Origin of the sequence: Brevundimonas vitisensis, assembly GCF_016656965.1 — a bacterium.
In the GTDB taxonomy this organism is placed as follows: domain Bacteria; phylum Pseudomonadota; class Alphaproteobacteria; order Caulobacterales; family Caulobacteraceae; genus Brevundimonas; species Brevundimonas vitisensis.
This window is the reverse complement of sequence record NZ_CP067977.1, coordinates 2,016,808-2,042,087: the sequence shown is the minus strand read 5'-3', so window position 1 is coordinate 2,042,087 and position 25,280 is coordinate 2,016,808. Positions and strand designations below refer to the sequence as shown.

At 67.7% G+C, this 25,280-nt stretch carries 23 protein-coding genes and 2 tRNA genes; 10 read left to right on the top strand and 15 right to left on the bottom strand.

The genetic code is table 11. The features are described from left to right. The first annotated feature begins 66 nt into the window (after positions 1–66). The 3 genes from JIP62_RS10290 (at position 67) to JIP62_RS10280 (ending at position 2,686) form a co-directional block, all read left to right on the top strand. Complete coding sequence (locus JIP62_RS10290; protein WP_201102097.1) at positions 67–579, top strand: S-type pyocin family protein; 513 nt, start codon at positions 67–69, stop codon at positions 577–579. Positions 580–690: 111 nt separating this feature from the next. Beyond that, positions 691–2,007, top strand: coding sequence for a polyhydroxyalkanoate depolymerase (locus JIP62_RS10285; protein ID WP_201102096.1), 1,317 nt, complete (start codon positions 691–693; stop codon positions 2,005–2,007). Then, positions 1,949–2,686: a M48 family metallopeptidase gene (locus tag JIP62_RS10280; protein WP_230974728.1), complete on the top strand. Its 738-nt coding sequence runs from the start codon at positions 1,949–1,951 to the stop codon at positions 2,684–2,686. Before JIP62_RS10285 ends, JIP62_RS10280 begins: the two co-directional genes overlap by 59 nt. A gap of 6 nt (positions 2,687–2,692) precedes the next feature. On the opposite strand, the gene JIP62_RS10275 is transcribed toward JIP62_RS10280, so the two are convergent. Both JIP62_RS10275 and JIP62_RS10270 read right to left on the bottom strand, forming a co-directional pair. Then, positions 2,693–4,792: a transglycosylase domain-containing protein gene (locus tag JIP62_RS10275; RefSeq protein WP_201102095.1), complete on the bottom strand. Its 2,100-nt coding sequence runs from the start codon at positions 4,790–4,792 to the stop codon at positions 2,693–2,695. 114 nt (positions 4,793–4,906) lie between these two features. Further along, positions 4,907–5,866: an alpha/beta fold hydrolase gene (locus JIP62_RS10270; protein ID WP_201102094.1), complete on the bottom strand. Its 960-nt coding sequence runs from the start codon at positions 5,864–5,866 to the stop codon at positions 4,907–4,909. A 125-nt stretch (positions 5,867–5,991) separates the two neighbouring features. Between JIP62_RS10270 and JIP62_RS10265 the strand changes: the two genes are divergently transcribed. After that, positions 5,992–7,122: an aromatic ring-hydroxylating oxygenase subunit alpha gene (locus tag JIP62_RS10265; RefSeq protein ID WP_201102093.1), complete on the top strand. Its 1,131-nt coding sequence runs from the start codon at positions 5,992–5,994 to the stop codon at positions 7,120–7,122. Positions 7,123–7,330: 208 nt separating this feature from the next. Here JIP62_RS10265 and JIP62_RS10260 read toward each other — a convergent pair whose 3' ends face one another. Both JIP62_RS10260 and JIP62_RS10255 read right to left on the bottom strand, forming a co-directional pair. Beyond that, on the bottom strand, positions 7,331–7,993 hold the full coding sequence (locus tag JIP62_RS10260; protein WP_201102092.1) for a TetR/AcrR family transcriptional regulator: 663 nt from the start codon (positions 7,991–7,993) through the stop codon (positions 7,331–7,333). 194 nt (positions 7,994–8,187) lie between these two features. Then, positions 8,188–10,038: a cation:proton antiporter domain-containing protein gene (locus tag JIP62_RS10255; RefSeq protein WP_201102091.1), complete on the bottom strand. Its 1,851-nt coding sequence runs from the start codon at positions 10,036–10,038 to the stop codon at positions 8,188–8,190. Positions 10,039–10,309: 271 nt separating this feature from the next. On the opposite strand from JIP62_RS10255, the gene JIP62_RS10250 reads away from it, so the two are divergent. Continuing rightward, positions 10,310–12,328: a M13 family metallopeptidase gene (locus JIP62_RS10250; RefSeq protein ID WP_230974727.1), complete on the top strand. Its 2,019-nt coding sequence runs from the start codon at positions 10,310–10,312 to the stop codon at positions 12,326–12,328. A gap of 299 nt (positions 12,329–12,627) precedes the next feature. Here JIP62_RS10250 and hisS read toward each other — a convergent pair whose 3' ends face one another. The 5 genes from hisS to JIP62_RS10225 form a co-directional block, all read right to left on the bottom strand. Continuing rightward, a complete protein-coding gene (hisS, locus tag JIP62_RS10245) occupies positions 12,628–14,148 on the bottom strand; it encodes a histidine--tRNA ligase (protein ID WP_201102090.1) in 1,521 nt (506 codons plus the stop codon). Positions 14,149–14,230: 82 nt separating this feature from the next. After that, positions 14,231–15,496 (bottom strand): DUF418 domain-containing protein, encoded by a 1,266-nt coding sequence (locus JIP62_RS10240; protein ID WP_201102089.1) that lies wholly within the window; start codon positions 15,494–15,496, stop codon positions 14,231–14,233. Positions 15,497–15,581: 85 nt separating this feature from the next. After that, positions 15,582–16,154, bottom strand: a complete 573-nt coding sequence (locus tag JIP62_RS10235) for a phthalate transporter (protein ID WP_201102088.1) — start codon at positions 16,152–16,154, stop codon at positions 15,582–15,584. Further along, on the bottom strand, positions 16,151–17,029 hold the full coding sequence (locus JIP62_RS10230; protein ID WP_201102087.1) for a 3-hydroxybutyryl-CoA dehydrogenase: 879 nt from the start codon (positions 17,027–17,029) through the stop codon (positions 16,151–16,153). The genes JIP62_RS10235 and JIP62_RS10230 overlap by 4 nt, the downstream gene beginning before the upstream one ends. Before the next feature lie 104 nt (positions 17,030–17,133). Continuing rightward, positions 17,134–17,457, bottom strand: coding sequence for a YggT family protein (locus JIP62_RS10225; protein WP_201102086.1), 324 nt, complete (start codon positions 17,455–17,457; stop codon positions 17,134–17,136). Between the two features lie 144 nt (positions 17,458–17,601). Between JIP62_RS10225 and JIP62_RS10220 the strand changes: the two genes are divergently transcribed. Both JIP62_RS10220 and JIP62_RS10215 read left to right on the top strand, forming a co-directional pair. Next, positions 17,602–17,677 (top strand) — tRNA-Ala (locus JIP62_RS10220). Positions 17,678–17,742: 65 nt separating this feature from the next. Beyond that, a complete protein-coding gene (locus tag JIP62_RS10215) occupies positions 17,743–17,967 on the top strand; it encodes an alkylphosphonate utilization protein (RefSeq protein WP_201102085.1) in 225 nt (74 codons plus the stop codon). Positions 17,968–18,065: 98 nt separating this feature from the next. On the opposite strand, the gene metK is transcribed toward JIP62_RS10215, so the two are convergent. From metK to hemC, 4 genes are all read right to left on the bottom strand, one after another. Continuing rightward, on the bottom strand, positions 18,066–19,262 hold the full coding sequence (gene metK, locus JIP62_RS10210) for a methionine adenosyltransferase (protein ID WP_201102084.1): 1,197 nt from the start codon (positions 19,260–19,262) through the stop codon (positions 18,066–18,068). A 170-nt stretch (positions 19,263–19,432) separates the two neighbouring features. Continuing rightward, positions 19,433–19,508: transfer RNA gene (locus JIP62_RS10205), tRNA-Thr, on the bottom strand. 43 nt (positions 19,509–19,551) lie between these two features. Continuing rightward, positions 19,552–20,250 carry a uroporphyrinogen-III synthase gene (locus tag JIP62_RS10200; protein WP_201102083.1) on the bottom strand — a complete coding sequence of 233 codons (699 nt, stop codon included), beginning with the start codon at positions 20,248–20,250 and terminating at the stop codon, positions 19,552–19,554. Between the two features lies 1 nt (position 20,251). Continuing rightward, positions 20,252–21,190, bottom strand: a complete 939-nt coding sequence (gene hemC / locus JIP62_RS10195) for a hydroxymethylbilane synthase (protein ID WP_201102081.1) — start codon at positions 21,188–21,190, stop codon at positions 20,252–20,254. A gap of 121 nt (positions 21,191–21,311) precedes the next feature. On the opposite strand from hemC, the gene tsaD reads away from it, so the two are divergent. Genes tsaD through JIP62_RS10180 form a run of 3 tightly spaced genes read left to right on the top strand, consistent with a single transcriptional unit; the run spans position 21,312 to position 23,920 of the window. After that, complete coding sequence (gene tsaD, locus JIP62_RS15340; RefSeq protein WP_201102079.1) at positions 21,312–22,517, top strand: tRNA (adenosine(37)-N6)-threonylcarbamoyltransferase complex transferase subunit TsaD; 1,206 nt, start codon at positions 21,312–21,314, stop codon at positions 22,515–22,517. Positions 22,518–22,544: 27 nt separating this feature from the next. Continuing rightward, entirely contained in the window at positions 22,545–23,543 is a 999-nt protein-coding gene (locus JIP62_RS10185) for an NAD(P)H-dependent glycerol-3-phosphate dehydrogenase (RefSeq protein WP_201102078.1), read from the top strand. Then, positions 23,540–23,920 carry a Rieske (2Fe-2S) protein gene (locus tag JIP62_RS10180; protein ID WP_201102077.1) on the top strand — a complete coding sequence of 127 codons (381 nt, stop codon included), beginning with the start codon at positions 23,540–23,542 and terminating at the stop codon, positions 23,918–23,920. The genes JIP62_RS10185 and JIP62_RS10180 overlap by 4 nt, the downstream gene beginning before the upstream one ends. A gap of 2 nt (positions 23,921–23,922) precedes the next feature. On the opposite strand, the gene JIP62_RS10175 is transcribed toward JIP62_RS10180, so the two are convergent. Further along, on the bottom strand, positions 23,923–24,426 hold the full coding sequence (locus tag JIP62_RS10175) for a phasin (RefSeq protein ID WP_230974726.1): 504 nt from the start codon (positions 24,424–24,426) through the stop codon (positions 23,923–23,925). 20 nt (positions 24,427–24,446) lie between these two features. Beyond that, positions 24,447–25,265, bottom strand: a complete 819-nt coding sequence (locus JIP62_RS10170) for a creatininase family protein (RefSeq protein WP_201102076.1) — start codon at positions 25,263–25,265, stop codon at positions 24,447–24,449. Between the last annotated feature and the right edge of the window lie 15 nt (positions 25,266–25,280).

Sequence of the window (25,280 nt, the reverse complement as noted above, 5' to 3'; positions counted from 1 at the left end):
AGAACATTGCAAGAACGATCAGCGTGTGACTAACTGCGTTCGGCGGGTTTTGCACGGGAGGGTTGAATGCGTGGCGGTATGACGGCGACGGCCTTTGGTCTGATCGCCCTGTTGGTGACGGGTTGCGACAACGGCGGATCGGCGGTCCAGACGCGCGATCGCGCGGTGGAAGCAGCCGGTGGCGTGGCCCTGACCTCAGGTCCGGCCCCCGAAACGGCGGCGTCCCTGGACACGGCCCCGGCGGCGCGCACCGTCGTCACCGGCAATCGCAGAGAAACCGTCGATGCCAAGGTTCAGCGTCTGTTCGACACCAACGGTGCCGATTTCGGGGCCCGGTCGGCCGAGGACTATCTGGCCAAGTTGACCGCCTTTACCGGCAATCCGCCCGCCGATGCCGAGATGGTGGAACGGCCCAATGGCGACAAGCTCTACTATCAGGCCAGCACCAACACCTTTGCCGTCGTGGCCCGCAATGGCACGCCCCGGACCATGTTCAAGCCGCGCGATGGCGCTGCCTATTGGGCCGAACAGAAGGCGGCAGCACCAACCTTCGGCCAGCGCCGGCGGCGCGAGGAATAGAGCGGTCACAGGCATCGGGTCACGATTTCACGATCCGATGATAATCCTTTTGCAGTGCGGGGCGTTCTATGTTGCCCTGCGGCAAAGGCTGCGGCCGTCAGACGGACATTCATGCTCTATTCGCTTCACGAGCTCGCCTATCACTCGGCGATGCCGTTCCGGTTCGGGGCCCAGCTGGCCCGCGAGTTCTGGTCCTCTCCCTTCAATCTGGCTTCCGACACGGCCATCGGCCGAACGGCCTATGCATCCGCTGAGCTGTTCGAGGGGCTGACCCGTCGCTATGGCAAGCCGGCCTGGCGGCTGGATGTCGTCACCGTGGCCGACCGGCCTGTCCGCACGACCGAGGAAGTGGTCTGGACCTCGGCCTGGTGCCGACTGGTTCGCTTCGTCCGCAACCCCGAGGACCTGGAGCGCGCCGGCAAACCGGCAGACGGGCCTGCCGTCCTGATCGTGGCACCTCTGTCGGGTCACTATGCCACCCTGCTGCGCGGCACGGTCGAGACCTTTCTGGCGGACCACGACGTCTATGTGACCGACTGGGTGAACGCCCGGCAGGTGCCCATGCTGGAAGGGCGGTTCGACTTCTTCGACTATATCGACCACGTCCGCGACATGCTGTCGGCCATCGGACCGGGCACACATGTGGTCGGTGTCTGCCAGCCGGGCCCGCCGGTCCTGGCCGCCGCCGCCCTGATGGCCGAGGATGAGGATCCCTGCCGTCCGGCCTCGATGACCTTCATGGGCTCGCCGATCGATGCGCGCCTGTCGCCGACCGTGACCAACCAGCTGGCAGAGGCCAAGCCCTTCACCTGGTTCCGGTCCAACATGATCCACACCGTCCCCTGGCCCTATCCGGGGTTCGGACGGCGGGTGTATCCGGGGTTCGTCCAGCTCTACAGCTTCATGTCCATGAACGAGGAAAAGCACCTGGACGCCCATCGCCGCTATTTCCAGAACCTGGTTCAGGGCGACGGCAGCGCGACCGAAAAGCACGAGGAATTCTACGACGAATACCTGTCGGTGCTGGATCTGAGCGAGGAGTTCTATCTCCAGACCATCGACATCGTGTTCCAGCGCCACCTGCTGGCGAAGGGCGAGCTGGAGCACCGGGGTCGCCGGGTCGATCTGGCGGCCATCACGGACATCGCCCTGATGACCGTCGAAGGGGAAAAGGACGACATCTCCGGCGTCGGCCAGACCCAGGCCGCTCACGTCCTGACACCCAATATTCCCGACGATCGGCGGGTGCTGCATGTCCAGCCGGACGTCGGCCACTATGGTGTCTTCAACGGGCGACGGTTCGAGACCGAAATCTATCCGCGCGTGCGAGACTTCATTGCCCGCAGCAGCGCGATCGGCGACATTGGCGATGATGTTTCAACGGCCGGCGACGACCCTCTATCGGAACGGCCAGCGACTGCCGCTTGACGGCAATCCGGTTCGGCTGTCGGTCAATCCCCGCGCGCGCCGCATCTCCATCCGCATCGATGCCCGTCAGGGCGAGGCCGTCCTGGTGGCACCCAGCGAGCGGCGCCTGGACCAGGCCGTCGCCTTTGCGCGCACCAAGTCCGCCTGGATCGCTGAGCGCCTGTCGCACCGGGCCGAACGATCACCGCTGGAACCCGGTCAAATACTGGACCTGTTCGGGCGTCCGACACGGCTGGTGGCCGGGCCGGGCAGCACGGCGGCCCGGCTGACGCACGACGTTCAAGGGCCACTGATCGTCTCGGGCGGAACGGGCGAGGCCTATGTCCGGCGCGTTCTGACCCTGCTGAAACGCGAGGCCCGGCAGGTGCTGGTGGCCCGCACCCAGGTCCATCTGGACGCCCTGGGTCAGCGGCCGGTCAAGGTCTCGATCGGCGATCCGAAATCGCGCTGGGGCTCGTGCAGCCCGCACAACCGAACCATTCGATACTCGTGGCGCGTGGTCATGGCCCCGCCGGAGGTCATCGACTATCTGGCCGCGCACGAAGTGGCCCATCTGGTCCATGCGGATCACAGTCCGGCCTATTGGGCCGTGGTCCACCGGCTGGTGGGTGACCACCGCCCCTATCGCGCATGGCTGCGCGAACACGGCCCCGCCCTGCACGGGGTCGGGGCCGCCTGATCGGCGTCAGAAGAACAGCGGATCGGCCTTCTTCTCAGGCGGCAGGGCCGGTTCTGGCCGCTGCGCGGGCTCATCACGCGGCGGGGCCTGGGGCCGAGGGGCCTGGGGCTGAGGTGTGGTCGGGCGGACGACGGGCAGTTCCGGATTGGGTGCCGGATTATCAGGCGGCGTCTCGCCTTCGGGCACGTCACCGAACGGATCGCCGACGGAGGAAATCAGGTCCTCGACCGGATTGGGCGGCTGCCAGCCTTCGGGCATGGGCGGACCGTCGGGAATGGGCTGGACGTTCAGACGCGGCAGGGCCGAGGTCATGAAGCCGCGCCAGATGGCGGCAGGCGAGGAGCCGCCGGTGACGCCGCGCATGGCCGTGTTGTCGTCCTTGCCGACCCAGACGGCGGTGACGAAACCGCCGGTGTAGCCGACGAACCAGGCGTCCTTGTAATCGGACGTCGTGCCCGTCTTGCCCGCGATGTCACGGCCCGAGATGGCCACGCCCGTGCCGGTGCCGCCGGTCACCACGCCCCGCAGCATCTGGTTCATGTAATAGAGCGGCGGATTGTTGATGACCTGGACCGAGCGGCCCTCGCGCGCCGAGCGCTGATAGATGACCCGGCCCTGGGGCGTTCGGATGCGGCTGATGCCATAGGCCTCGACCCGGCGACCGCCGTTGGCGAAGGCGTCATAGGCCTGGGCCATTTCCAGGGGCGAGACCTCGACCGCCCCCAGGGCCATGGCCGGTTCCAGGCCGATCCGGCTGGAGATGCCCAGGCGCCGCGCCGCGCGCGAGACATTGTCGCGTCCGACCTCGTCGGCCAGTCGCGCCGCCACCGTGTTTGTCGACTGGGCCACGGCATTGGCCAGGCTCATCTCGCCGGCGAAGCGGCCGGAATAGTTGCGCGGCGACCAGGAGCCGATGCGGAACGGCTCGTCCACCACCCGGCTCTCGGGCGTATAGCCAGCCTCCAGCGCCGCCAGATAGACGAACGGTTTGAACGCCGATCCCGCCTGGCGCCGAGCGTCGACGGCGCGGTTGAACTGGCTGTCGGCATAGGAGGCGCCGCCGATCATGGCGCGCACCCGTCCCTCGCCATCCAGGGCGACCAGGGCTGCCTGTTCGACCCCCTTGGACCCGTCGCGTTCCAGGATGCGGCGCACCGACCGTTCGGCCTCGGTCTGAAGCGTCAGGTCCAGCGTCGTCTCGACGATCAGGTCCTCGGTCGGCTCACCGACCAGGCCCCGGATCTCCTGGTCCAGCCAGTCGATGAAGTAATGGGCATGTTGGCTGGCCAGGGTGCGCGACACGGTGACGGGACGCAGCACGGCCTCGGCCCGCTGCTCCGATGTGATGACGCCGGCCTCTTCCATCTCGTCCAGAACGACGGTCGCGCGGGCGGCAGCCCGTTCCCGCTCCGAAACCGGCGAATAGCGGGACGGGGCCTTCAGAAGGCCGGCCAGCAGGGCCGCCTCGCCGACGGTGAGCCGCGTCGCGGGCTTGTCGAAATACCGCTGGGACGCCGCCTCGATGCCGTAAGCGCCCGCGCCGAAATAGACCCGGTTCAGATAGAGGGCGAGAATCTCTTCCTTGGAGAATTTCAGTTCCAGCCAGACGGCCAGGATCAGCTCCTGTGCCTTGCGTCGCAGGTTCTGATCGGGCGTCAGGAACAGGTTCTTGGCCAACTGCTGGGTGATCGTCGACCCGCCCTGAACCACCCGCCCGGCCCGCATATTGGCGGCGGCGGCGCGGAACATGCCGACCGGGTCGAAGCCGGGGTGGTGCCAGAAGCGGCGGTCCTCGATCGCCACGAAGGCGGCGGGGACATAGTCGGGCAGGGCCGCCAGATCGGCGGGCGGGGCCTGCTGGGTGCCGCGTACCGCGATCAGGGCACCATTGCGGTCCAGATAGGTGATCGAGGGCTGGCGATCGATCTCATAAAGGGCCGAGGTATCCGGCAGGTCCCGTGCAAAGACGGCGAACAGGACGACCAGGAAGATCAGCCCCCAGACGCCGACGACGGCGGTCCAGTACAGCAGGCGCTGCAACGGCGTGCGCGGCTGGGCCGGGCCATCCGCCGCACCGTTTCCCGTTCCGCGTCCGAAACCCGCCATGCTCGCCCTCTCATCACCCGCGCCAGACTGTCTTAGCCTGCCGGACACCGATCCGAAACGCCCCCCGCGTCTCACGCGAGCGTGAGCGGTGTTTCGGCCGAAAGAAAGGCGGCCCTATTCCGCCGCGAGGAAGGCCTCGACCTCGGCCGCAAAGCGGGCCGGCTGATCCAGCATGATGAAGTGCGCGCTGTCGTCGATGCGGATCAGGGTCGCCGAGGGCAGGTTCGCGAACGAGGCGCGGTAGATGCCATCGGTGATTTCAGGCGTCATGCGCGGATCATTGAACTTCACATACAGGACGCGCGTGGGGGCAGTGATCCGGCCCAGTTCGGGGCGAAGATCGGTCACGATCAGTTCGCGATAGGCGGCGGAGGACACGGCCTGGTCGCTGGTGGCGACGTCCTGCAACGGACCGGCCCTGAGGGACTCGGTGGCGATCATGCCGGTGACGGCCTGGGCTGCCTGGGCCTGATAGACTTCGGGGGCGGCGCTGCGCATGCCGCGATAGATCATGTCGGCGGTCGGGATGACGGACTCGGCCGTGGTGCCCGGCGCCCCGAACATCGCGCCCATGAAGGGGATCATGTCCACCACCATCAGCTTGCCCACGCTGTCGGGATGGCGGGCGGCCAGCATCATGGCCATGGTGCCGCCCATCGAGTGACCGATGACGGCAGGCTTATCCAGCCCTTGTTCGGCAATGTACCGGGCGATGTCCTCGGCCACCGGCGCGGCGACCGGCGCGGGGGTCTCGCCTTGGGCATTGTCCATGGCCGGGGCCCCGGCAAAGCCCTGGACGTGGATGCGGTGGACGCGATAGCGGCCCTTCAGCTGTTCGGTCAGGCCGTCCCAGACCTCTGGCGACGACGACAGACCGGGGATCAGGATGATGTCGGGGCCGCCCTCAAGCCCGTCCACCCGGACATGGAACCGGCCGGACTGGAAGTCGGCATGGGCATGGCCATGTGCGGCATGCCCGTGATGCGCGTGATCCTGAGCCATCGCCGGAGCTCCGCAAGCCAGGGTCAGGGCAGCGCAGGCACCGAGGGCCAGGGTCTGTGTCAGGATCTTCATGGTGTCGTTTCCAAAGGCCGAGCCCGCAAGGCTCTCTTGATGGTTAGTCGCCGCAGCACACTTGATCGGATGCAGGCTGATCGCGGGTCAAGACGAAATCTCTCGGGCCCGCTATGATCCCGCCCATGAGCCCAGCCGACACCGCCCTTCCTTCTTCTCACAAAGCCGAGCCGCTTTCCGCAAAGGCCCCGACCACCGCCTTCGGCAAGGGGTTCGTGATGGACAGCTGGTATTTCGTCGCCCTGTCGCGCGACGTCGCCGCCGGCTCATTGAAGCGGCATGAGGTGATGGGCGAGCCCGTCCTGATCGGACGCACCAAGGGCGGTGCCGTCTTCGGCCTGCGCGACATCTGCCCGCACAGGGCCGCCCCGCTGTCGGCCGGGCGCGTCGTCGACAAGGCGGGCGAGGGCGAGACGGTGGAATGCCCCTATCACGGCTGGCGGTTCCGCACCGACGGGGTGTGCGCGGCGATCCCGTCGCTGGTCGAGGATCAGGCTTTCGAGGCCGACCGCATCCGGGTCCGGTCCTATCCGGTGCGTGAAAGCCAGGGCATGGTCTTCGTCTGGATGGCGGCCGACCCGCGTTCCGACGCGGCCCCCGACCATGAGCCTCCGGTCTTTCCAGGCGTAGTGGGCGGGGATGCACGCCTGGTCGAGAGCATGGATTTCGACAGCCACATCGACCACGCCGTCGTCGGCCTGATGGATCCGGCCCATGGCCCCTTCGTACACCAGCAGTGGTGGTGGCGGTCCGAGCATTCCATGCACGAAAAGGCCAAGGCGTTCGAGCCGCGCGACCTGGGCTTTGCCATGGTGCGGCATGCGCCGTCGTCCAACAGCCGGGCCTATCGCATCCTGGGCGGGGCTCCGGCGACCGAGATCACCTTCCGCCTGCCTGGTTATCGGTGGGAGCATATCCAGGTCGGGGAGCGCCAGGTTCTGGCCCTGACCTGTCTGACGCCGGTGACGGAAACGCGGACGCGGATCACCCAGATCTTCTGGTCCGACCACTGGGTCTTCGCCCTGGCCCGGCCGTTCCTGCGGCTGGGCGTGCGGGCCTTCCTGAAACAGGACGGCGGCATGGTGAACCTGCAGAACGAGGGCTTGCGCTACGACCCGGCCCTGCTGTGGATCGACGACGCCGACAAACAGGCCAAATGGTATCAGCAGCTGAAGCGCGAATGGGCGCGCAGCCGCGCTGAGGGCCGCGCCTTCGCCAACCCCGTCAAGGCGGCGGTGCTGAGGTGGAAGAGCTGAAAGTTCTCCTCCCCATCAAGGATGGGGAGGGGGACCGCGGAGTGGTGGAGGGGGTCTTTCCGTAGCAACGGGCCCAAAAGGGTCCCCTCCGTCACGGCGCGCAGCCGCGCCGCGCCACCTCCCCATCCGCTGCGCGAACAGGGAGGAGACGGGATATCCGACCGCGTCGGGTCGGGAAGTCCCGGAGGCCGACGACCGCGGCCCAGGACTACTGCCGCGAGAGGGCGCCAGCCAGGAGGACGTCGATCTGTTTGGCCATATGGGCCGACAGTTCCTCAACGCCCCAGTTGTCGTAGGCCGCGCGGCGGTAGTTCGACAGATAGGCGTCCCAGATCAGTTCGCCCAGCAGGCGGACGTCCGTGTCCTGGCGCAGTTCGCCGCTGCGGATTCCCGACTGCAGGATGTCACCGACGACAACGACGAGGCCCTTGGTCAGGGTCCGGCTGCGCATCTCGGCGGCCAGGGGCTGGAACCAGGAGCGGGCAACCACCGCCTGGACCAGCGGCAGTTGGTCGATCGAGCCGTGATAGCCGGCGGTCAGGGCCCCCAGCAGGCGGTTGCGCAGGCCCGCGTCCTGATCGGCACCGTTCTTCAGGACCTCGGCCATCTTGGCCATGTCCTCGGACAGTACGGCCTCGAACAGTTCGGCCTTGTCCTGGAAGTTTGCGAAGACCGCGCCGGTGGACATACCGGCACCCTTGGCGATGTCTCGGATGGTGGCCGGGTCATATCCGCGCTCTGCAAACAGCGTCCGGGCGGCGTCCAGAACCTTCTGGCGGGTGCGGACCTTGGCGGCTTGGCGGCGGTTGAGGCGGGGCGCAGTCGCTTCGGACTCGGACGGGTCGACGGTAGTGATGACGGAATCTCGCATTGAAAACGGGTACTCGTACTGTGCGGAGGCAGGGCCGCCGCAAGGAACAGGGTGTGCCGTGTCTTTAGGGGTTTGGATCGCGCGGAACGGCGATCAACGGCCAAGGCTTGATCGGGGCTTTCACCACCGAACGATGACCAAAATGGGGTATCCGTCTTAACAAGCCATGGCTCGCGTGCGTCAATGTGTCCGTATCAGGACCGGTTCGGCTCGACCCGCAGGGCACTGCGCAGCGCGCGATTGGGGCGGTTACGCTGAGCCTCGGGCTGGGCGGCCTGGAAGACCGACCGGTAGCGATCGCGCCGCTCGTGGATCGAGGCCAGCACCAGACCCATCGGTATCCCCAGATCAACCAGGGTATTCTCCGCCAGTTGCAGGCTGGCCTCGGTCGTCTCGGGCACGGCATCGGTCACGCCCAGGGCATAGAGGCGGACGGCATGGCGGTCATCGCGGGCGCGGGCGATCAGCGTCACGTCGGCGCGCAGCCGCCGCACGACCTCGACCACCTGATCGACCTTGCCCGGCGCGTCCATGGTCACGACCACGGCACGGGCATTATCCAGGCCGCACCGGGCCAGCATCTCGGCACGGCCCGCATCGCCATAGATGACGTCCAGTCCGTCGCGCCGGGCCGCCTCGACCGTCGCGGGGTCCGCATCGACCGCCAGAAAGGCCTGGCCATGCTCGGTCAGCATGTCGCCCACCAGTCGGCCCACCCGGCCAAAGCCGACGATCAGCACCCGGCCTTCGCCCGCCTCGCCCAGAGGGGCGGCGTCCATTTCCGGCTGGGTTGAGACAGGATTGGTGATGGCAGCACGCTGGGCCAGCCGATGACCGATCAGGGCCAGCAGGGGCACGGTAAACATGCTGATGGTGGCCGCAAGGATCACGGTGCGGGTGAAGGGTGGTGAGGCCACGCCCTCGACCATACCAGCCGACAGGATGACGAAGGCGAACTCTCCCGCCGGGCCCAGCACCAGGGCCGTCTCCAGCGCGACGCGGACCGACATGCCCCAGGCGCGCGCCAGGGCGAAGATGATCCCCACCTTCACCCCCGTGATGACCAGGGCCAGGGCAAAGACGGCGACGGGGTCGGCGGCCACGGCATCCAGGTCCAGCCCGATACCCACGCCGACGAAGAAGACGCCGAGCAGCAGCCCCTTGAACGGCTCAATGGAGATTTCGACCTCGCGCCGAAACTCGGTCTCGGCCAGCAGCAGGCCTGCGACCAGGGCCCCGATACTCATGGACAGGCCGGCCGCCTGGGCGGCCAGTCCGGCCCCCACGACCACCAGAAGCGAAGCCGCCACAAACAGTTCGTGTCCCTGCCCCTTCATCTGGGCGCGCGCGACCGAGCGGAACATGGGGCGCAGCACAATCCGCCCCAGCAGGACCAACAGCGCCAGCCCCACTGCCGCCGGGGCCAGGGTGAACAGGGCGGTCTTCAACACCTGGGGGTCCAGTTCGCCCCCGCCCTGGGCCAGGCCGGCCAGCACCGTCACGGTGATCAGGATGGGCGCGACCGACAGGTCCTGGGCCAGCAGGATGGAAAAGGTCGATCGCCCGGTCGCGGTCTTCAACCGGCCCCGCTCGGCCAGCACGGGCATGACCACGGCGGTCGAGGACAGGGCCAGGCCCATGCCCAGAACCGCCGCCGAGACCAGCGACTGGCCCAGCATCATAAAGCCCGCGGACAGCACGACGGTGCAGGCCAGCACCTGGGTCAGGCCCAGGCCGAACACCAGCTTGCGCATGGCCTTCAGCCGCTCCCAGGACAGTTCCAGCCCGATCATGAACAGCATGAAGGCGACGCCCAGCTCAGCCAGCTGGCGTACCTGATCCTCGTCGCTGATGGTCAGCCAGGACAGCCAGCCCTGGTTGCCCGCGATCCGCCCCAGACCGTCAGGGCCCAAAAGGACACCCGCCGCCAGGAATCCCAGCACGGGGCTGATCTTCAGCCGGTTGAACAGGGGCACGACCACGCCCGCAGCGGCCAGGAAGACCACCAGATCCTTGTATTCGCCCGCGCCGTGCTCGACCGCCATCGATCCTCCAGATTTGTCAGCGGCACTGTCGCCCAGATCGGGGGGGCGTGGCGAGCCGCCGCAGCGCGTGCATGAACTTTTTTTAAGGCAGGACGACCCCATCCGCGCCTAGAACGATCCGGAGGCCGCAGTATGCGCGGCACAGTTCAGGACTTAAGCCTATGAAACGCCTGCTCCTGGTTCCGCCCTCGCCGCTCTGTGGCTGCCGTCCGCCGCCGTCGCACAGGTTGCGGCCGATCATGATCATGAGTGTCTGGATGAGGCCTGCGCTGTGCAGTCGCTGTTCGACGTCGGGTCCGGCGGTGGCAGCGGGACTCTGATCGGGGTCGATGCGCCGCGGTACGGCACCTGGGGCTTTGATCTGGCAGGTCGCGATCTGAGCGTGGCCCCCGGCGACGACTTCTTTCGCCATGCCAATGGAACGGCCGTCGACGCCCTGGTGATCCCGGGCGACCGGACCCGCTATGGCTCCTTCGACGTGCTGCGGGAACTGAGCGACGCGCGGCTGATGGCCATCGTCCAGGGGCTGACCACCCGCACCGATCTGGTGGCCGGTTCGGATGAAGCCAAGATCGCGGCCCTCTATACCAGCTATATGGATGTCGATCGGATCGAGGCGCTGGATGCACAGACGATCCAGCCCTACCTGAACGAGATCCGTGCCGCCAACGACCACGCCGCCTTCGCCGCCCTGATGGGCCGCAGCGAGGGGCGGCTGGGGGCCTCCATCTTCGGCATTGGCATCAGCGACGACGCCAAGGCCCCCGACGTCCATGTGACCTATGTCAGCCAGGGCGGCCTGGGCATGGCCAACCGCGACTATTATCTGGACGCCCGTTTCGCCGACAAGAAGGTGCTGTACGAGGCCTATATCGCCAACATGCTGGGGATGATCGGCTGGGAAGACCCGGTCGGATCCGCAGCGGCCATCGTCGCCTTCGAGACCCGCATTGCCGAGGCTCACTGGTCGCCGGCTCAGAGCCGCAACCGGGAACTGACGTACAACCCCGCCACGCCGGCCGAACTGGCCCAGCAGATGCCCGGCTTCGGCTGGACCGCCTATCTGGACGCCGCTCAGCTGGGACAGGTGGACCGGCTGGTCGTGCGCCAGAACACCGCCCTGCCCAAGATCGCCGCGGTGTTCGAAGAGACCCCCATCGCGACCCTGCAGGCCTGGCAGGCCTTCCGCGTGGTCGACCAGGCCGCGCCGGTCCTGTCGCAGCGTTTCTCGGACGCGCGCTGGGCCTTCCGCGACCGTGACCTGTCGGGCACGCCCGAGCAGCGCAGCCGCGACAAGCGGGCCGTCAGCTTTGCCGAATCCGGCCTGGGGATGGCGCTGGGCCGGCTTTATGTTGCCGAATATTTTCCGCCGGAATCACGGGCCCAGATGGAGGCCCTGGTCAACAATCTGCGGATCGCGCTTGCCGGACGGATCGCCCAGCTGGACTGGATGGGCCCGGAAACCCGAGAGCAGGCGCTGTACAAGCTCGACAATTTTTCGGTCAAGATCGGCTATCCCGACCAATGGCGCGACTACTCCGCGCTTCAGGTCACGCCCGGCGACCTGTTCGGCAACCGCGAGGCCATCGCCGCCTTCAACTGGGCCTATCAGCGCGATCGCCTGAACCGGCCGGTCGATCCGAACGAATGGTTCATGACGCCTCAGACCGTCAACGCCACCTATAACTCCACGAAGAACGAGATCACCTTCCCAGCCGGCATCCTGCAGCCGCCCTTCTTCGATCCGCTCGCCGACCCGGCGGTCAACTATGGTGCCATCGGCGGCGTGATCGGACACGAGATCGGCCACGGCTTCGACGACCAGGGGCGCAAGTCCGACGGCGACGGTATCCTGCGGGACTGGTGGACGCCCCAGGACGCCGCCAATTTCAACGCCCGCGCCCAGGCTCTGGGATCGCAATATGCCCAGTATGCCCCCCTGCCCGGCTTCAACATCCAGCCGGACCTGACCATGGGCGAGAACATCGGCGATCTGGCCGGGGTGACCCTGGGTCTGGCTGGCTATCACCTGTCGCTGGATGGGGCCGAGGCACCGGTCCTGGACGGCGTCACCGGCGACCAGCGGGTCTTCTATGGCTGGGCTCAGGTCTGGCGCAGCAAGGCGCGCGATGAGACGACCAAACAGATGATCGCCACGGACAGCCATTCGCCGGCCCCGTTCCGCGTCATCGGCCCGCTGCGGAACCTGGACGCCTGGTATGACGCCTTCGACGTAGAACCGGGCGATGCCTATTACCTGGCTCCGGCCGACCGGGTCCGCCTCTGGTAATATCGGGGGCAGACCGCGCGATCACGGCGGGGAATGGGCGTGCTGCCCGCTCCCTGCCGTGAGGCACCGCTTGGCGCGCAATCCAGGATTCCAGGCACGAAAAAGCCCGTTGCGGGGGATACATCGCAACGGGCTTCTTTCGCTCTCTATGGAGCGGACGTTTCCTCCCCGAAACGCCTCCGAAACGCTGCGACAGCAAAGCCGCGCTTCTCGAGTGAGTTCATGAGACGCCTTCGCCCGACCCAAGTCAATCAAAGGACACGCGAAAACCGCACTTTCCTCGACTGAACGTCGATAAGTCAGGAGACTGGCGGCACATTTATCGACGAACCGTCGATAATCTCCCTCAGGGTCGAAACCAGGTCCGCGCGCGGCACGACCCGCTGCCCCGGACGCTGTGCCTTCCACGCCGCATTGTCGGCCAGATTCGCAGCCAGGGCCCGACCCGCATCCAGGTCCTTGATCGTCACCTGACCCGCCGAGATCTCGTCACCGCCCAGGATGACAACGGCAGGGGCTCCGCGGCGATCGGCATATTTCATCTGCGCCTTCATGCCCGCGCGGCCCAGATAGACCTCGGCCGCGATGCCGGCGGCCCGCAGTTCCGACCCGGCATCCAGATAGGTCTTCATGTCGTCGTCGGAGAAGACGATGACCACCACCGGCCCGCGCACATCGGTTTCGGCCCGGCCCGCCGCCTTCAGGGCCGCAGCCAGTCGCGACACCCCGAACGAAAAGCCAGTGGCAGGCAGGCTGGCCCCGGTGAACCGGGCGACCAGATCATCATAGCGTCCGCCGCCACCGATCGAGCCGAACCGAACGGGCCGCCCCTTGTCATCGGTGGTCGGCAGAAGCAACTCGGCCTCGAACACGGCGCCCGTATAGTATTCCAGACCCCGCACGATGGTCGGATCGAACCGGACCGCGTCCTGGCTCACCCCCATGGCCGACAGGGCGCGATCGATGGCCGACAGCTCGGCCAGGGCCTGGGCCCCGGCCGCGCCGAGATCGCCCGCGCCCGACACGGCATCCAGCACGGCAGCACGATCCAGACCCGGTTGGGTCGCCGAGGACAGGAAGGCTTCAAGCGTGCCGATGACGCGCGGCGACAGCCCGGCGCCCTTGGTATAGTCGCCGGACTCATCCAGTCGGCCTTCGCCCAGCAGGGCGCTGACACCCTCCCAGCCCAGGCGGTCGAATTTGTCCACGGCGCGCAAGGCGGTCAGGCGCTGGACCGGATCGGTCACACCACCGGCCTCGAACAGGCCGTCGAACAGCTTGCGGTTGGAGACCCGGATCACGGCCTGATCCGGAGCCAGACCGGCGGCGATCAGCCCCTCGCCCGCCATGGCGATGATCTCGGCGTCGGTCTCGGGCCGGTCCGAACCGACCGTATCGGCATCGCACTGCACGAACTCGCGGAACCGGCCGGGCCCGGGCTTTTCGTTGCGCCAGACCGGGCCATAGGCATAGCGCCGGAAGGGCTTGGGCAGGGTCTCCCAGTTCTGGGCGGCATAGCGGGCCAGCGGCGCGGTGTGGTCGTAGCGCAAGGCCATCCATGACCCGACGCCCTCATCCTCCGGATCGTCCTGCAGGGCGAACACCCCGGCATTGGGGCGGTCGTCGTCCGGCAGGAATTTGCCCAGGGCGTCGGCGTATTCGAAAGCCGGCGTCTCCAGCGGCTCGAAACCCCAGCGCTCATAGACGGCCGAGACCCGCGCGATCAGGCGGCGCTCCGCGATCAGGTCGCGGCCGCGGCGGTCGCCGAAGCCTCGCGGATTTCGGGCTTCGGGGCGGGGGGACAGGGGCTGGTCGCTCATGCGCCGCTTTTAGAGCGGGTCGGGTGAAAAGGGCTAGTGAGCAAAAGGCCGCCGGTGCCTCTGAAGGCTCATTCCTGCCTCATCACCCCTTTCGCAGCGGCACCCACCGTCCATAGGTGGCCGATCGCCACAGCCATTCCAGCGGCCCCATCTGGAACATCGACAGCCACAGGGGCGACCAGATCAGCTGGACCGCCCAGACGGCCGCGACCACGCCCCACAGGGCCCCCGGCCCCATGGTGCCGTACCAGCCCGGTCCCCAGTTCAGATAGAAGAGGCTGGCCATGATGAGGGACTGGGTCAGATAGTTGGTGAAGGCCATCCGTCCGACGGGCACCAAGACCGATGTCACGACCTTCAGCCCGAACCGGGTCATCAGGATAAGCAGGCTGGCATAGCCCAGGGTGATCAGAGGGGCGAAGGAGGCGGCGATCTCGTCGATCAGACCGGCCGGATCCTGCCCCTTGGGCGACCCCAGCGAGATCCACTCCGACCAGGCGAAGACCGCCAGATTGGCCAGCGCTGCCGCAGATAGCAGGCCATAAACCCAGACCGGGGCCCGGCCACTGAAGAAGCCGGTCTTGTACAGGCCCAGGCCCAGCATCATCAGCGACAGGGTCACCGGACCGAAGATGATGATGAGGAAGGGGGCGGTGATCAGCCAGTTCTGGAAGTTCTGGATGCCGGCCTGGGGCCATCCGGCGCGTCCGGCCTCGATCTGGGCCTGGAAGCCCGCCGCCGTCACGGCGAAGGGATTGCCGGACTGGGCCGCCTCGGCCCCCTGCGCAGCCGCATAGGTTTCGCCCCAGGCCGTCAGATAGACCATCCCCACGGCCAGAAGCGACCAGAAGACCAGCAGCAGGCCGCCAGTCCACACCAGCCGCCGCCCGGTCCAGGACCGGACCAGCAGCATGACGAAGCCCCAGACGGCGTAGTTCAGCAGGATGTCGCCAAACCACAGAACCGCACCGTGCAGAGCACCGATCAGGGCCAGGAGCCACAGCCGCCGTCGCAGCAGCGCACCGCGCGCCGCGTCCGACCGCTCTCCCCCGATCAGGAAGACCGACACCCCGAACAGCATGGAGAACAGGCTGCGGAACTTGTCGGTGAAGAAGACATCTGTCGCCCAGGTCCCGACCTTGTCCGCCCCGGCCATGGCGAAGGGGGTCAGGTCGGGGCTCATTTCCAGAGCGAAGGGCCAGGCGAAGGTCATCGCATTGACCGCCAGGATGCCCAGGATGGCCCAGCCGCGCAGCATGTCGAGATTGAACTCGCGGTCCGCCGGAGCGACTGGCGCAAGGCGAGCCGGTGCAAGGCTGACGGATGTCGCTGGATCGATCGTGGTCATGGAGGCCCCCGCCGTTAAGACAAGGAAGCTTGACACCAAGCCGGTCGCCGGAAAACTAAATTCGCCGTAATCCAGACAACGGCCGTCAGACCGCGTCGGTCTCGCCGATCACGCCCAGGCGATCACGCACCGGCGCAGGCCGGGCCTCGAAGGCGATGAAGGCGGCGCACAACCCGGCCCACAGGGCGTAGCTGACCCCGACGATCATCGCGATCGGCAGTCCCCCGACGCCGAAGATCAGGAAGACGGTCTCGGCAAAGCCCGCCGCCTCGCCCACGCCGGCCGAGCCGATCCCCCCGGCAATCGCGGTGAGCAGGGCCATCAGCACCTGCCCGGCCGCCGACAGCAGGCCGCCGAAGAACATGAAGCGCCAGACCACGCCCAGCCGGGTCGCCGGTCGATTGGACCGCTCGCGCTCGCGGGCCAGGACCCACAGAATGGCCGGCACCGCGATCAGGCCCAGAACGAAGACCTGCAACCGCCAGTCCATGGAGAGGCCGGGCATCCAGTTGTTGGGTCGCCACAGCGGCAGGGTCAGGATCAGCGGCGGCCAGGCGGCCCCCAGGACGGCGGCCAGGGCCACCATGACCGGCGACTTGCGCCAGATGACCGCACGCTGGCCCGGCAGGTCGGAGGGACTGTCCAGCCGGAACTTCATCGTGTCGGCGCCGGAGGCTCGGCGGAATAGTCGTAGAAGCCACGCCCGGACTTGCGCCCCAGCCAGCCCGCCTCGACATATTTCACCAGCAGCGGACAGGGCCGATATTTGCTGTCGGCCAGGCCGTCGTAGAGCACGTTCATGATGGCCAGAACGACGTCCAGGCCCATGAAGTCCGCCAGTTCCAGCGGCCCCATCGGATGGTTGGCCCCCAGCTTCAGCGCCTTGTCGATGGAGGCGACGTTCCCGACCCCCTCGTAAAGGGTATAGATCGCTTCATTGATCATCGGCACCAGGATGCGGTTGACGATGAAGGCGGGGAAATCCTCGGCCTGGGTCGTGGTCTTGCCCAGGCTTTCGGCGAAGGCGACCGCCGCGTCATAGGTGGCAGCCGAGGTGGCGATGCCGCGCACGATCTCGACCAGCCGCATCACCGGCGCCGGCTTCATGAAATGCAGGCCGATGAACCGGTCCGGCCGGTCCGTCGCCGAGGCCAGGCGGGTGATCGAGATCGAAGATGTATTGGAGGCCAGCAGGGTGTCGGGGCCCAGATGCGGCGTCAGCTCGCTCAGCACCGACTTCTTGACCGCCTCGTCCTCGACCGCCGCCTCGATCACCAGATCGGCTGCTCCGGCCTGGGCCAGGGTGGACAGGGCGGCGACGCGCGCCAGGGCCGCATCGGCCACACCCTGATCCAGCTGCCCGCGGCCCACCTGACGGGCCAGGCTGGCGGCGATCATGGCGCGAGCCAGCGGCACCCGCTGCTCATCGGAATCATAGAGCCGCACGTCATAACCGCCCACGGCCACCGCCTGGGCGATACCGGCGCCCATCTGGCCCGCGCCGATGACGGCCACTGTCCGGATCGAGGTCATGAAGGAACGGTCTGCTGCGGCGATCTGCCCGGGAGGATTGGCACCTTAGGAGGGTGACGTTCCGGGGGCAATCTATTGCAGTGCAAGAGCCCGCCGACTGTTGCTCAGTAGCCGACGACCAGGCTCAGCGCTGCGGCCTGCGAGGCCGGCAGCAGATAGATGCGGATGCCGTGGATGATCAGCAGGGCGACGATCGGGCTGACATCCAGACCGCCCAGCGACGGGATGATCGAGCGCAGGGGAGCCAGGATCGGGGCCGTGATCCGGTCCAGCGTCTCGGCCAGGCTGGCCACGAAGCGGTTGCGATAGTTGATGACATCGAAGGCGAACAGCCAGCTCAGGATCGCGCTGACGATGATGGCCAGCACCAGCAGGCCCAGCACGGCGTCAATCAGGAAGAAGATAAACTGGATGACGGCCACGGCCATTCGGGATGCTCCATTGCGAGACTGCGGCTTCTAGACCAGGCCGGGCCCCGCGCCAACATGCCCGTGGTCGGGGGCGCGCGCGCGTTTGCCGTTGACACCTCGTCCCCGCCCCGCCTATGTCGCGCCTCGCCTGAACCCGGAGACGGGGCCGTAGCTCAGTTGGTAGAGCGCGTCGTTCGCAATGACGAGGTCAGGGGTTCGACTCCCCTCGGCTCCACCAGGCGCCCCGCGATAGTGAGCCGGGCCTCTGGCCAAATGGATCACTCAGCCCTTTCGGCAGGCCTCATGACGGACGACCCTACCAAGGATTCCACCGGCAACATCCTGGCCGATGGCGATAGTGTGACCCTAATCAAAGATCTGAAGGTCAAGGGATCGGGCGGGGTGACGCTGAAGCGCGGCACCCTGGTCAAGAACATCCGCCTGACCGGGGACCCAGACGAGATCGAGGCCAATGTCGAAAAGGTACGCGGCCTCGTCCTGAGAACCGAGTTCGTCAAGAAGGCGTGATCGAAAGGCCTCGCGCAGCGCGCTGGCGCTCAGGCCTCAAAGGCCGTGTTGTGTCATCGGGGGACGCTGATTCAGCGCCCCCGCCATGACGCCGAGGATCAGGCCAGGGCCTTCAGCTGATCGACCAGATCGGTCTTTTCCCAGCTGAAGCCGCCGTCCGCATCGGGCGTGCGGCCGAAATGGCCATAGGCCGAGGTGCGGGCATAGATGGGCTTGTTCAGACCCAGGTGCTCGCGGATGGCGCGCGGCGTCGCCCCGCCGATCAGGCCCAGGATGTTTTCTTCCAGCTTGGCCTCGGTGATGCCCTTGCCCGTGCCGTGCAGGTCGACGTGGATCGACTGGGGCTCGGCCACGCCGATGGCGTAGGAGATCTGGATGGTGCAGCGGTCGGCCAGACCGGCGGCCACGACGTTCTTGGCCAGATAGCGGCAGGCATAGGCCGCCGAGCGATCGACCTTGGTCGGATCCTTGCCGGAGAAGGCACCGCCGCCGTGCGGGGCCGCGCCGCCGTAGGTGTCGACGATGATCTTGCGGCCCGTCACGCCCGCGTCGCCGTCCGGTCCGCCGATCTCGAAGATGCCGGTCGGATTGATGTGCCAGACGGTGTTTTCGTCGGTGAAGCCTTCCGGCAGCACAGCCAGGATGTGCGGCTTGACGATGTCGGCGACGTCGGCCGACGACAGGCCTGGCGCATGCTGGGTCGACAGAACGATGGAGGTGGCGCGCACCGGCTTGCCATCGACATATTCGATCGTGACCTGGCTCTTGGCATCCGGCTCCAGGCGGGTGTCGCCGCCATGCCGGACCTCGGCCAGGCGCTTCAGGATGTTGTGGCTGTATTGCAGGGTGGCCGGCATCAGCTCGGGCGTCTCGTTCGAGGCATAGCCGAACATGATGCCCTGATCGCCCGCGCCCTCGTCCTTGTCACCGGCGGCATCGACGCCCACGGCGATGTCGGCCGACTGACCGTGCAGGCGGTTGATGAACTCGAACTTGTCCCAGTGGAAGCCGGTCTGCTCGTAACCGATGTCCTTGACCGCGGCGCGCACGGCAGCCTCGATCTCGTCCTGGACGCCAGGGGCCCATTCGCCGGCGGTGTCCATGATGCCGTTGCCGCGGATTTCACCGGCCAGAACCACCAGATTGGTGGTCGTCAGGGTCTCGCACGCCACCCGGGCATAGGGATCCTTGGACAGGAACAGGTCCACGACCGTGTCGCTGATGCGATCGGCGACCTTGTCGGGATGACCCTCGGACACGCTTTCCGAGGTGAAGAGGAAGGTCGAACGGGACAAGGCGGACTCCTAGAAAGGATCGTGGCATTCAGCGTTGGGGCGCAGACATATAAAGATATGTTTATATGTTCAAGAGCCGCCTGCGGACTTGTGCCACGCGCCGCGACGCGCACGCCGCGACGCCCCCGGCTTGGGAGGGACCAAAGGCTTGTTTCTGTAGGAAGAAGGAATGGTGCCGCTTAGGTGACTCGAACACCTGACCCCCGCATTACGAATGCGATGCTCTACCGGCTGAGCTAAAGCGGCCTTGCGCGTGGTTCGGACCGGGGTCCGACGCGAGGAGGGCTGTTTATACGGGACCGATCGCCTTGCCAAGCGTCGCGATGAGGGCAGGCTCATCCGGCGTGTCGGCGACGTGGACGCCAGCCAGATCCAGGCCCGACAGAGGACGGGCGGCGGCGGGCGAGATCGCGACGGCCAGGCGGCACCCCCAGCCGGACCCGGCCCGGGCTGCCAGCGCCTGGGCCGCGCGCGGGGAATGGATCAAAACCACATCGAATTCCGACGGCGCGGGCTCCGGCGTCGGCATGGCGGCATAGACAGCCAGACCCCGGACCGGGGCATGGTCTGCCAGCAGCGCCGTCAGATCGCCCGCAGGCTCCTGGGCACGGGGATGCAGCAGGCTTTGGCCAGCGGGATGCCGGGACCGGATCAGGCGGGCCAGGGCCGACAGGTCGCCGTCCGCCGAGACGACCTCGGTAAAGCCCGCCGCCTGCGCCGCCCGAGCCGTGGCGGTGCCGACCGCCCAGACCGGCAGGCGACGGCCGGGGCTGAGCGCCTCAAAGGCCGTCACGCCATTGGTGCTGGTGAAGACCAGGCCGGTCACGCCGGCCAGATCGATCGCAGGCTCCAGACGCCGGATCGTCAGCAGCGGCTGGACCAGGGCCGTTGCGCCCATGGCCCGCACACGTTCAGCCGTTCGGTCGGCCCCCGGCTGGGCGCGGGTGACCCAGACACACGGTGGTCCCCGGTCCCGCAGGCGCGCCATCTCAGATCTCGATCCGTTGGTCGCCAGCGTCGGCATGGACCTCGGCCCCCAGGCGCTGGCCCAGGATCGTGGCCTGTTCAAGGTCGGTGCCGTCCATGGTGCCGATGCGCCGCCAACGGGCCGCACCGTCGGGGCTGAGCATTTCGGTGGTCAGGGTCAGGCGGTCGCCGTTGATGACGGCATGGGCCCCCACGGCCGTGCGGCACGACCCTTCCAGGGCTGTCATGGCCCCGCGCTCGGCGGCGACGGCAAGGGCCGTGGGGGCATGGTTCAGGGCGGAGACCCAGGGCGCGTCGATGTCCTCGATCCGCGTCTGCAGGGCCAGGGCCCCCTGGCCCGGGGCAGGCAGGAAGACGTCCGGCGACAGGCATTCGCGGATGACCTCGGACAGGCCCAGCCGGTTCAGCCCCGCCGCGGCCAGCAGAATGGCCTCGAACTCACCCTCGGCCAGCCGCCTCAGGCGGGTGTCGACATTGCCGCGCAGCATCTCGATTTTCAGGTCGGGGCGCAGGGCCAGGGCCTGGGCCTGACGGCGCAGGGAGGCGGTTCCCAGGCGTGCGCCGTGCGGCAAGGCGGCGAAATCGGCATAGTCGGTGCTGACGAAGGCGTCGCGGGCGTCTTCCCGCTCCGGGATGGCGGCCACGGCCAGGCCCGGCGGCTGTTCGGCGGGAACATCCTTCATCGAATGGACGGCGACGTCGATACGGCCCGCCAGCAGGGCCTCTTCGATCTCCTTGGTGAACATTGCCTTGCCGCCGATCTCCAGCAGGCGGCGATCCTGGACCCGGTCGCCGGTCGTGACGATCTCGACCAGGGGCACGTCGCGGGCCAGGTCGGCGTCGGCCACGCCCAGGGCCCGGCCAATGGCACGCTGCATCATGCCCGACTGCGTCAGGGCCAGCTTCGAACGGCGGGTGCCGATGCGGACGGGAAAGGTCATGCGAGAAAACACAGCAGCCGTTGCGCCGGGGGGGCGGGGTCGTTACCTCGACCCGATGCGGACGGAGACGAGAACAGGCGCGGACTATAGCAGGGGCGCTCAAGCGGCAACCGGCGGCACCGTGACGCTGCTGGGGATCGAGACCAGCTGCGACGAGACGGCCGCTGCGGTCGTGCGGCTGTCGGCAGATGGCCAGGCCACGGTTTTGTCCAGCGTGATCCACAGTCAGATCGACGATCACGCGGCATTCGGCGGCGTGGTGCCCGAGATTGCGGCCCGCAGTCATGTCGAAATGATCGATGGCGTCGTGCGCCGGGCCATGACCGAGGCCGAGCTGGATTGGGACGCCCTGGACGGCGTTGCCGCCACGGCCGGGCCCGGGCTGGTCGGCGGGGTGATGGTGGGCCTCAGCTACGGCAAGGCGGTGGCACTGGCGCGGGATCTGCCGCTGATCGCCGTCAATCATCTGGAAGGCCATGCCGTTTCGGCCCGGCTGGGGGCGGCGGTGGATTATCCGTTCCTTCTGTTGCTGGTGTCCGGCGGTCACTGCCAGTTGCTGGAGGTCGGCGGCATCGGCGACATGGCCCGCGTCGGCACCACCATCGACGATGCGGCGGGCGAGGCCTTCGACAAGATCGCCAAGGCCATGGGGCTGGGTTATCCCGGCGGACCGGCCTTGGAAAAGGCGGCCGAGACGGGCGACGGGTCACGGTTCGACCTGCCGCGGGCCCTGCTGGGGCGCAAGGACTGCGACTTTTCCTTTTCCGGCCTGAAAACGGCGGCGGCGCGCCTGGCCCAGACCTGCCAGACCGATCAGGACCGCGCCGATCTGGCCGATGCGGTTCAGAGCGCGATCGCCCGCCAGCTGGCCGAACGCTCCGAACGCGCCATGGTCGATTACAAGGCCAAGCAACGGGGGACCGCGTCCCACGCGATAGCGTCCACCCCAGAGAACGCGCTCAAGCAGCCGAGCGCCGCGCGCGAGGCGATAGCGCCCTCATGTGAGAACGCGCTCAAGCAGCGCGGGACCGCGTCCCGCGCGGTAGCGCCCCTAAAATTTGTCGTGGCCGGCGGCGTGGCGGCAAACCGCACGGTGCGGCGGGTGCTGGAAGCAACGGCAGCGCGGCACGGGTTCGACTTTCTGGCCCCGCCCCTGGTGTACTGCACCGACAATGCCGCCATGATCGCCCTGGCCGGGGCAGAGCGTCTGAAGCTGGGCCTGGTGTCGGACATCGACACGGCGGCCCGGCCGCGATGGCCACTGGACGAAGCGCGCGCACTGGCCGATCCAGTGCATGCGCCCGGTCGCAAGGGCGCCAAGGCGTAACGGCCAGAATCTGACGGGAGAGACGGCATGGAATTTCGCACCGCAGGCGTGATCGGGGCCGGGGCCTGGGGCACGGCCTTGGCCCAGGTGACGGCCTGGGCCGGACTGGACACCCTGTTGCAGGCGCGCGAGGCCGAGGTGGTCGAAAGCATCAGCCAGCGCCGTGTGAACGAGGCCTTCCTGCCGGGCGTGACCCTGGACCCCGGCGTGCGGGTGACGCCGGACCTGGCCGAACTGGGAGACCGCGACATCATTCTGGCCGTGCCGCCGGCCCAGCATATGCGGGCGACGCTGGAGGCGTTCCGGCCTCACTATCGGCCGGGCGTGCCGATCGTGCTGTGTTCCAAGGGGATCGAGCGCGGCTCGCTGAAGCTGATGACCGACGTCCTGGCCGAGACCCTGCCGGGCGCGCCCGCCGCCGTTCTGTCCGGGCCCAGTTTTGCAGGGGAAGTGGCGCGGGGCCTGCCCAGCGCGGTGACCCTGGCCTGTGCCGACGAAGCCCTGGGCGAGGAACTCCTATGGACCCTGTCGGCCCCGGGGTTCCGGCCTTATCTGGCGACCGACCTGATCGGGGCCGAGGCGGGCGGGGCGGTCAAGAACGTGCTGGCCATCGCCTGCGGCATCGTCGAGGGACGGGGCCTGGGCCGCAGTGCCCACGCCGCCCTGATCACGCGGGGCTTTGCCGAAATGACGCGTCTGGCCGTCGCCCTGGGCGGCAAGGCCGAGACGGTGGCGGGTCTGTGCGGCCTGGGCGATCTGGTGCTGACCTGTTCCAGCCCGCAGTCGCGCAACATGAGTCTGGGTCTGGCCCTCGGCCAGGGTTTGAGCGTCGAGGAGGCCCTGGCCGGCAAGCGGTCGGTGGCCGAAGGCTATCAGAGTGCGCCCGCTGTGCGGGATCTCGCTGCGGCCCTGGGGGTCGAAATGCCGATCTGCACCGCCCTGGCCGCCCTGCTGAACGGTGAGACCTCGGTCGACATGGTGATCGACAATCTGCTGTCGCGTCCGCTGCGGGCCGAAGGCGGATGACGGGCGAGGCGGCCCCCGCCGAACGGGCGCGGGTCTGGAAGACACCGCCGGGCGTGGCCTTGTGTGCCGAAGCCGATCTGGCCGACCCCGGATCGCGCGGCTTCGTCCTGAAGATCGGCGAGGCCTATTTCCATGGCTTTGTCGTGCGCAAGGACGGACAGGTGGCGGGCTATGTCGACCGGTGCCCGCACGCGGGATTCCCGCTGGCCATCGAACTGGACCGCTATCTGACGCCGGACGGAAGCCTGATCCTGTGCGGCTGGCATGGCGCGGTGTTCCAGCCGCTGAGCGGAGCCTGTGTCGGAGGCCCCTGCGCGGGGGCCAAGTTGACGCCCTGGCCCGTAACGGTTGCCGATGGCGTGGTCCGAACGGCCTGAGGCTATTTCTTCAGGCGGCGGGCGTTGGCGACGGCGGCCTTGTGGATCGGGGCCAGGGCGTCGGCCTGAACCTTCAGCATCTGGGTGTTCAGGCTCAGCGCCTGACCAGCGGCGCGGCCCCACCAGCCCATGGCATAGTTAAATTGGGCCGTGGCCAAGGCAGCGGGACTTTTGGCGCCGGCCATGGCGGTCGCAGCGCGAGAGGCGATGGCGGCTTCGTTCAGGGCGGTCTGGGTGAGGGTCTGGCCCATCTGGTTCAGGGTGCGCCCCGCAGCGATGGCCGAGGCGGACAGGGCGGCCACCTTTTCCGAGCCCATCAGCGAGATTTCGGTCAGGTCGATCTTGCTGGGATCGGCCAGGCCAGCGGCCATGATCTCCATCCGAGCGGCGATGACGTCACCGGATGCACGCATCAGTTCGCCCCCGTCCAGGGCCGCCTGTCCGGCGGAACGGGTATTGGCGGCCACGCGGCGACCGGTACGGATAGCCTTGTCGATCTGGGTCATGACCAAGCCTTGGGCCCTATTCAGACCCCCGGCAAGACCTCGCCCGCGAAGTCGGTGACGTCGCGGATCAGGGCGGGCACGGCGGCCTCGATGATGCGACGGCCCTTTTCCGGACTGGCCTGGGCCGGGTCCGAGCCGATCCGCCCGTCGGGGAAGCGGGCGCGATAGTCCAGGGCATCGCGGATCGGCCCGACCGGAGCGATGCGCGGGCTGTAGTCGGCCGTCTTGATCCGGTCCGGATAGGCCGCCTGGGTCACCGCGATCTCGGATGGGGTGGCGTGCATGCCGTGACCGGTCGGAAAGATCTGATTGCACAGGGAGTTGACGCCCGGCAGGTCCCACCAGTTGCGCAGCTTCAGCACAAACGGGGGCTGTTCGTTGTTTGTCGCTACCGCGTCGCGCGCGGCGCTCGGCTGCTTGAGCGACGGCGTGGCGAAGGACCACTGCGCATAGATTTCGGCAAAGGTCGCCTCGATCGTGGCGACGTTTCCGCCATGGCCGTTGAGGAAATAGATGCGGTCGAACCCATGCCGCGCCAGGGACGAGACCCAGTCGGTGATCGCCGCCATGAAGGTCGAGGGGCGGAATGAGATGGTGCCGGCGAAGGCCAGGTGATGCTGGGCCATGCCGATGTTGAAGGTCGGTGCCACGATCAGCGACCCCTCCCCGGCCTCGGCCTCATGGGCGATGATCTCGGGGCACAGCCAGTCGGTGCCCAGAAGGCCGGTGGGGCCATGCTGCTCGTTCGACCCGATCGGCACCACCACCGTCCGCGACAGCGGCCCGCCGTCGTTCAACCGGGCATCGATCTCGGGCCAGGACGACAGATGGATCAGCATGGGAAACCTGTAGGA

Bases quoted from the DNA above. Each gene is read 5' to 3' on its own strand.
- JIP62_RS10290 (WP_201102097.1), top strand. From the start codon at position 67: ATGCGTGGCGGTATGACGGCGACGGCCTTTGGTCTGATCGCCCTGTTG.
- JIP62_RS10285 (WP_201102096.1), top strand. From the start codon at position 691: ATGCTCTATTCGCTTCACGAGCTCGCCTATCACTCGGCGATGCCGTTC.
- JIP62_RS10280 (WP_230974728.1), top strand. From the start codon at position 1,949: ATGATGTTTCAACGGCCGGCGACGACCCTCTATCGGAACGGCCAGCGA.
- JIP62_RS10275 (WP_201102095.1), bottom strand. From the start codon at position 4,792: ATGGCGGGTTTCGGACGCGGAACGGGAAACGGTGCGGCGGATGGCCCG.
- JIP62_RS10270 (WP_201102094.1), bottom strand. From the start codon at position 5,866: ATGAAGATCCTGACACAGACCCTGGCCCTCGGTGCCTGCGCTGCCCTG.
- JIP62_RS10265 (WP_201102093.1), top strand. From the start codon at position 5,992: ATGAGCCCAGCCGACACCGCCCTTCCTTCTTCTCACAAAGCCGAGCCG.
- JIP62_RS10260 (WP_201102092.1), bottom strand. From the start codon at position 7,993: ATGCGAGATTCCGTCATCACTACCGTCGACCCGTCCGAGTCCGAAGCG.
- JIP62_RS10255 (WP_201102091.1), bottom strand. From the start codon at position 10,038: ATGGCGGTCGAGCACGGCGCGGGCGAATACAAGGATCTGGTGGTCTTC.
- hisS (WP_201102090.1), bottom strand. From the start codon at position 14,148: ATGAGCGACCAGCCCCTGTCCCCCCGCCCCGAAGCCCGAAATCCGCGA.
- JIP62_RS10240 (WP_201102089.1), bottom strand. From the start codon at position 15,496: ATGACCACGATCGATCCAGCGACATCCGTCAGCCTTGCACCGGCTCGC.
- JIP62_RS10235 (WP_201102088.1), bottom strand. From the start codon at position 16,154: ATGAAGTTCCGGCTGGACAGTCCCTCCGACCTGCCGGGCCAGCGTGCG.
- JIP62_RS10230 (WP_201102087.1), bottom strand. From the start codon at position 17,029: ATGACCTCGATCCGGACAGTGGCCGTCATCGGCGCGGGCCAGATGGGC.
- JIP62_RS10225 (WP_201102086.1), bottom strand. From the start codon at position 17,457: ATGGCCGTGGCCGTCATCCAGTTTATCTTCTTCCTGATTGACGCCGTG.
- JIP62_RS10215 (WP_201102085.1), top strand. From the start codon at position 17,743: ATGACGGACGACCCTACCAAGGATTCCACCGGCAACATCCTGGCCGAT.
- JIP62_RS10200 (WP_201102083.1), bottom strand. From the start codon at position 20,250: ATGGCGCGCCTGCGGGACCGGGGACCACCGTGTGTCTGGGTCACCCGC.
- hemC (WP_201102081.1), bottom strand. From the start codon at position 21,190: ATGACCTTTCCCGTCCGCATCGGCACCCGCCGTTCGAAGCTGGCCCTG.
- JIP62_RS10185 (WP_201102078.1), top strand. From the start codon at position 22,545: ATGGAATTTCGCACCGCAGGCGTGATCGGGGCCGGGGCCTGGGGCACG.
- JIP62_RS10180 (WP_201102077.1), top strand. From the start codon at position 23,540: ATGACGGGCGAGGCGGCCCCCGCCGAACGGGCGCGGGTCTGGAAGACA.
- JIP62_RS10175 (WP_230974726.1), bottom strand. From the start codon at position 24,426: ATGACCCAGATCGACAAGGCTATCCGTACCGGTCGCCGCGTGGCCGCC.
- JIP62_RS10170 (WP_201102076.1), bottom strand. From the start codon at position 25,265: ATGCTGATCCATCTGTCGTCCTGGCCCGAGATCGATGCCCGGTTGAAC.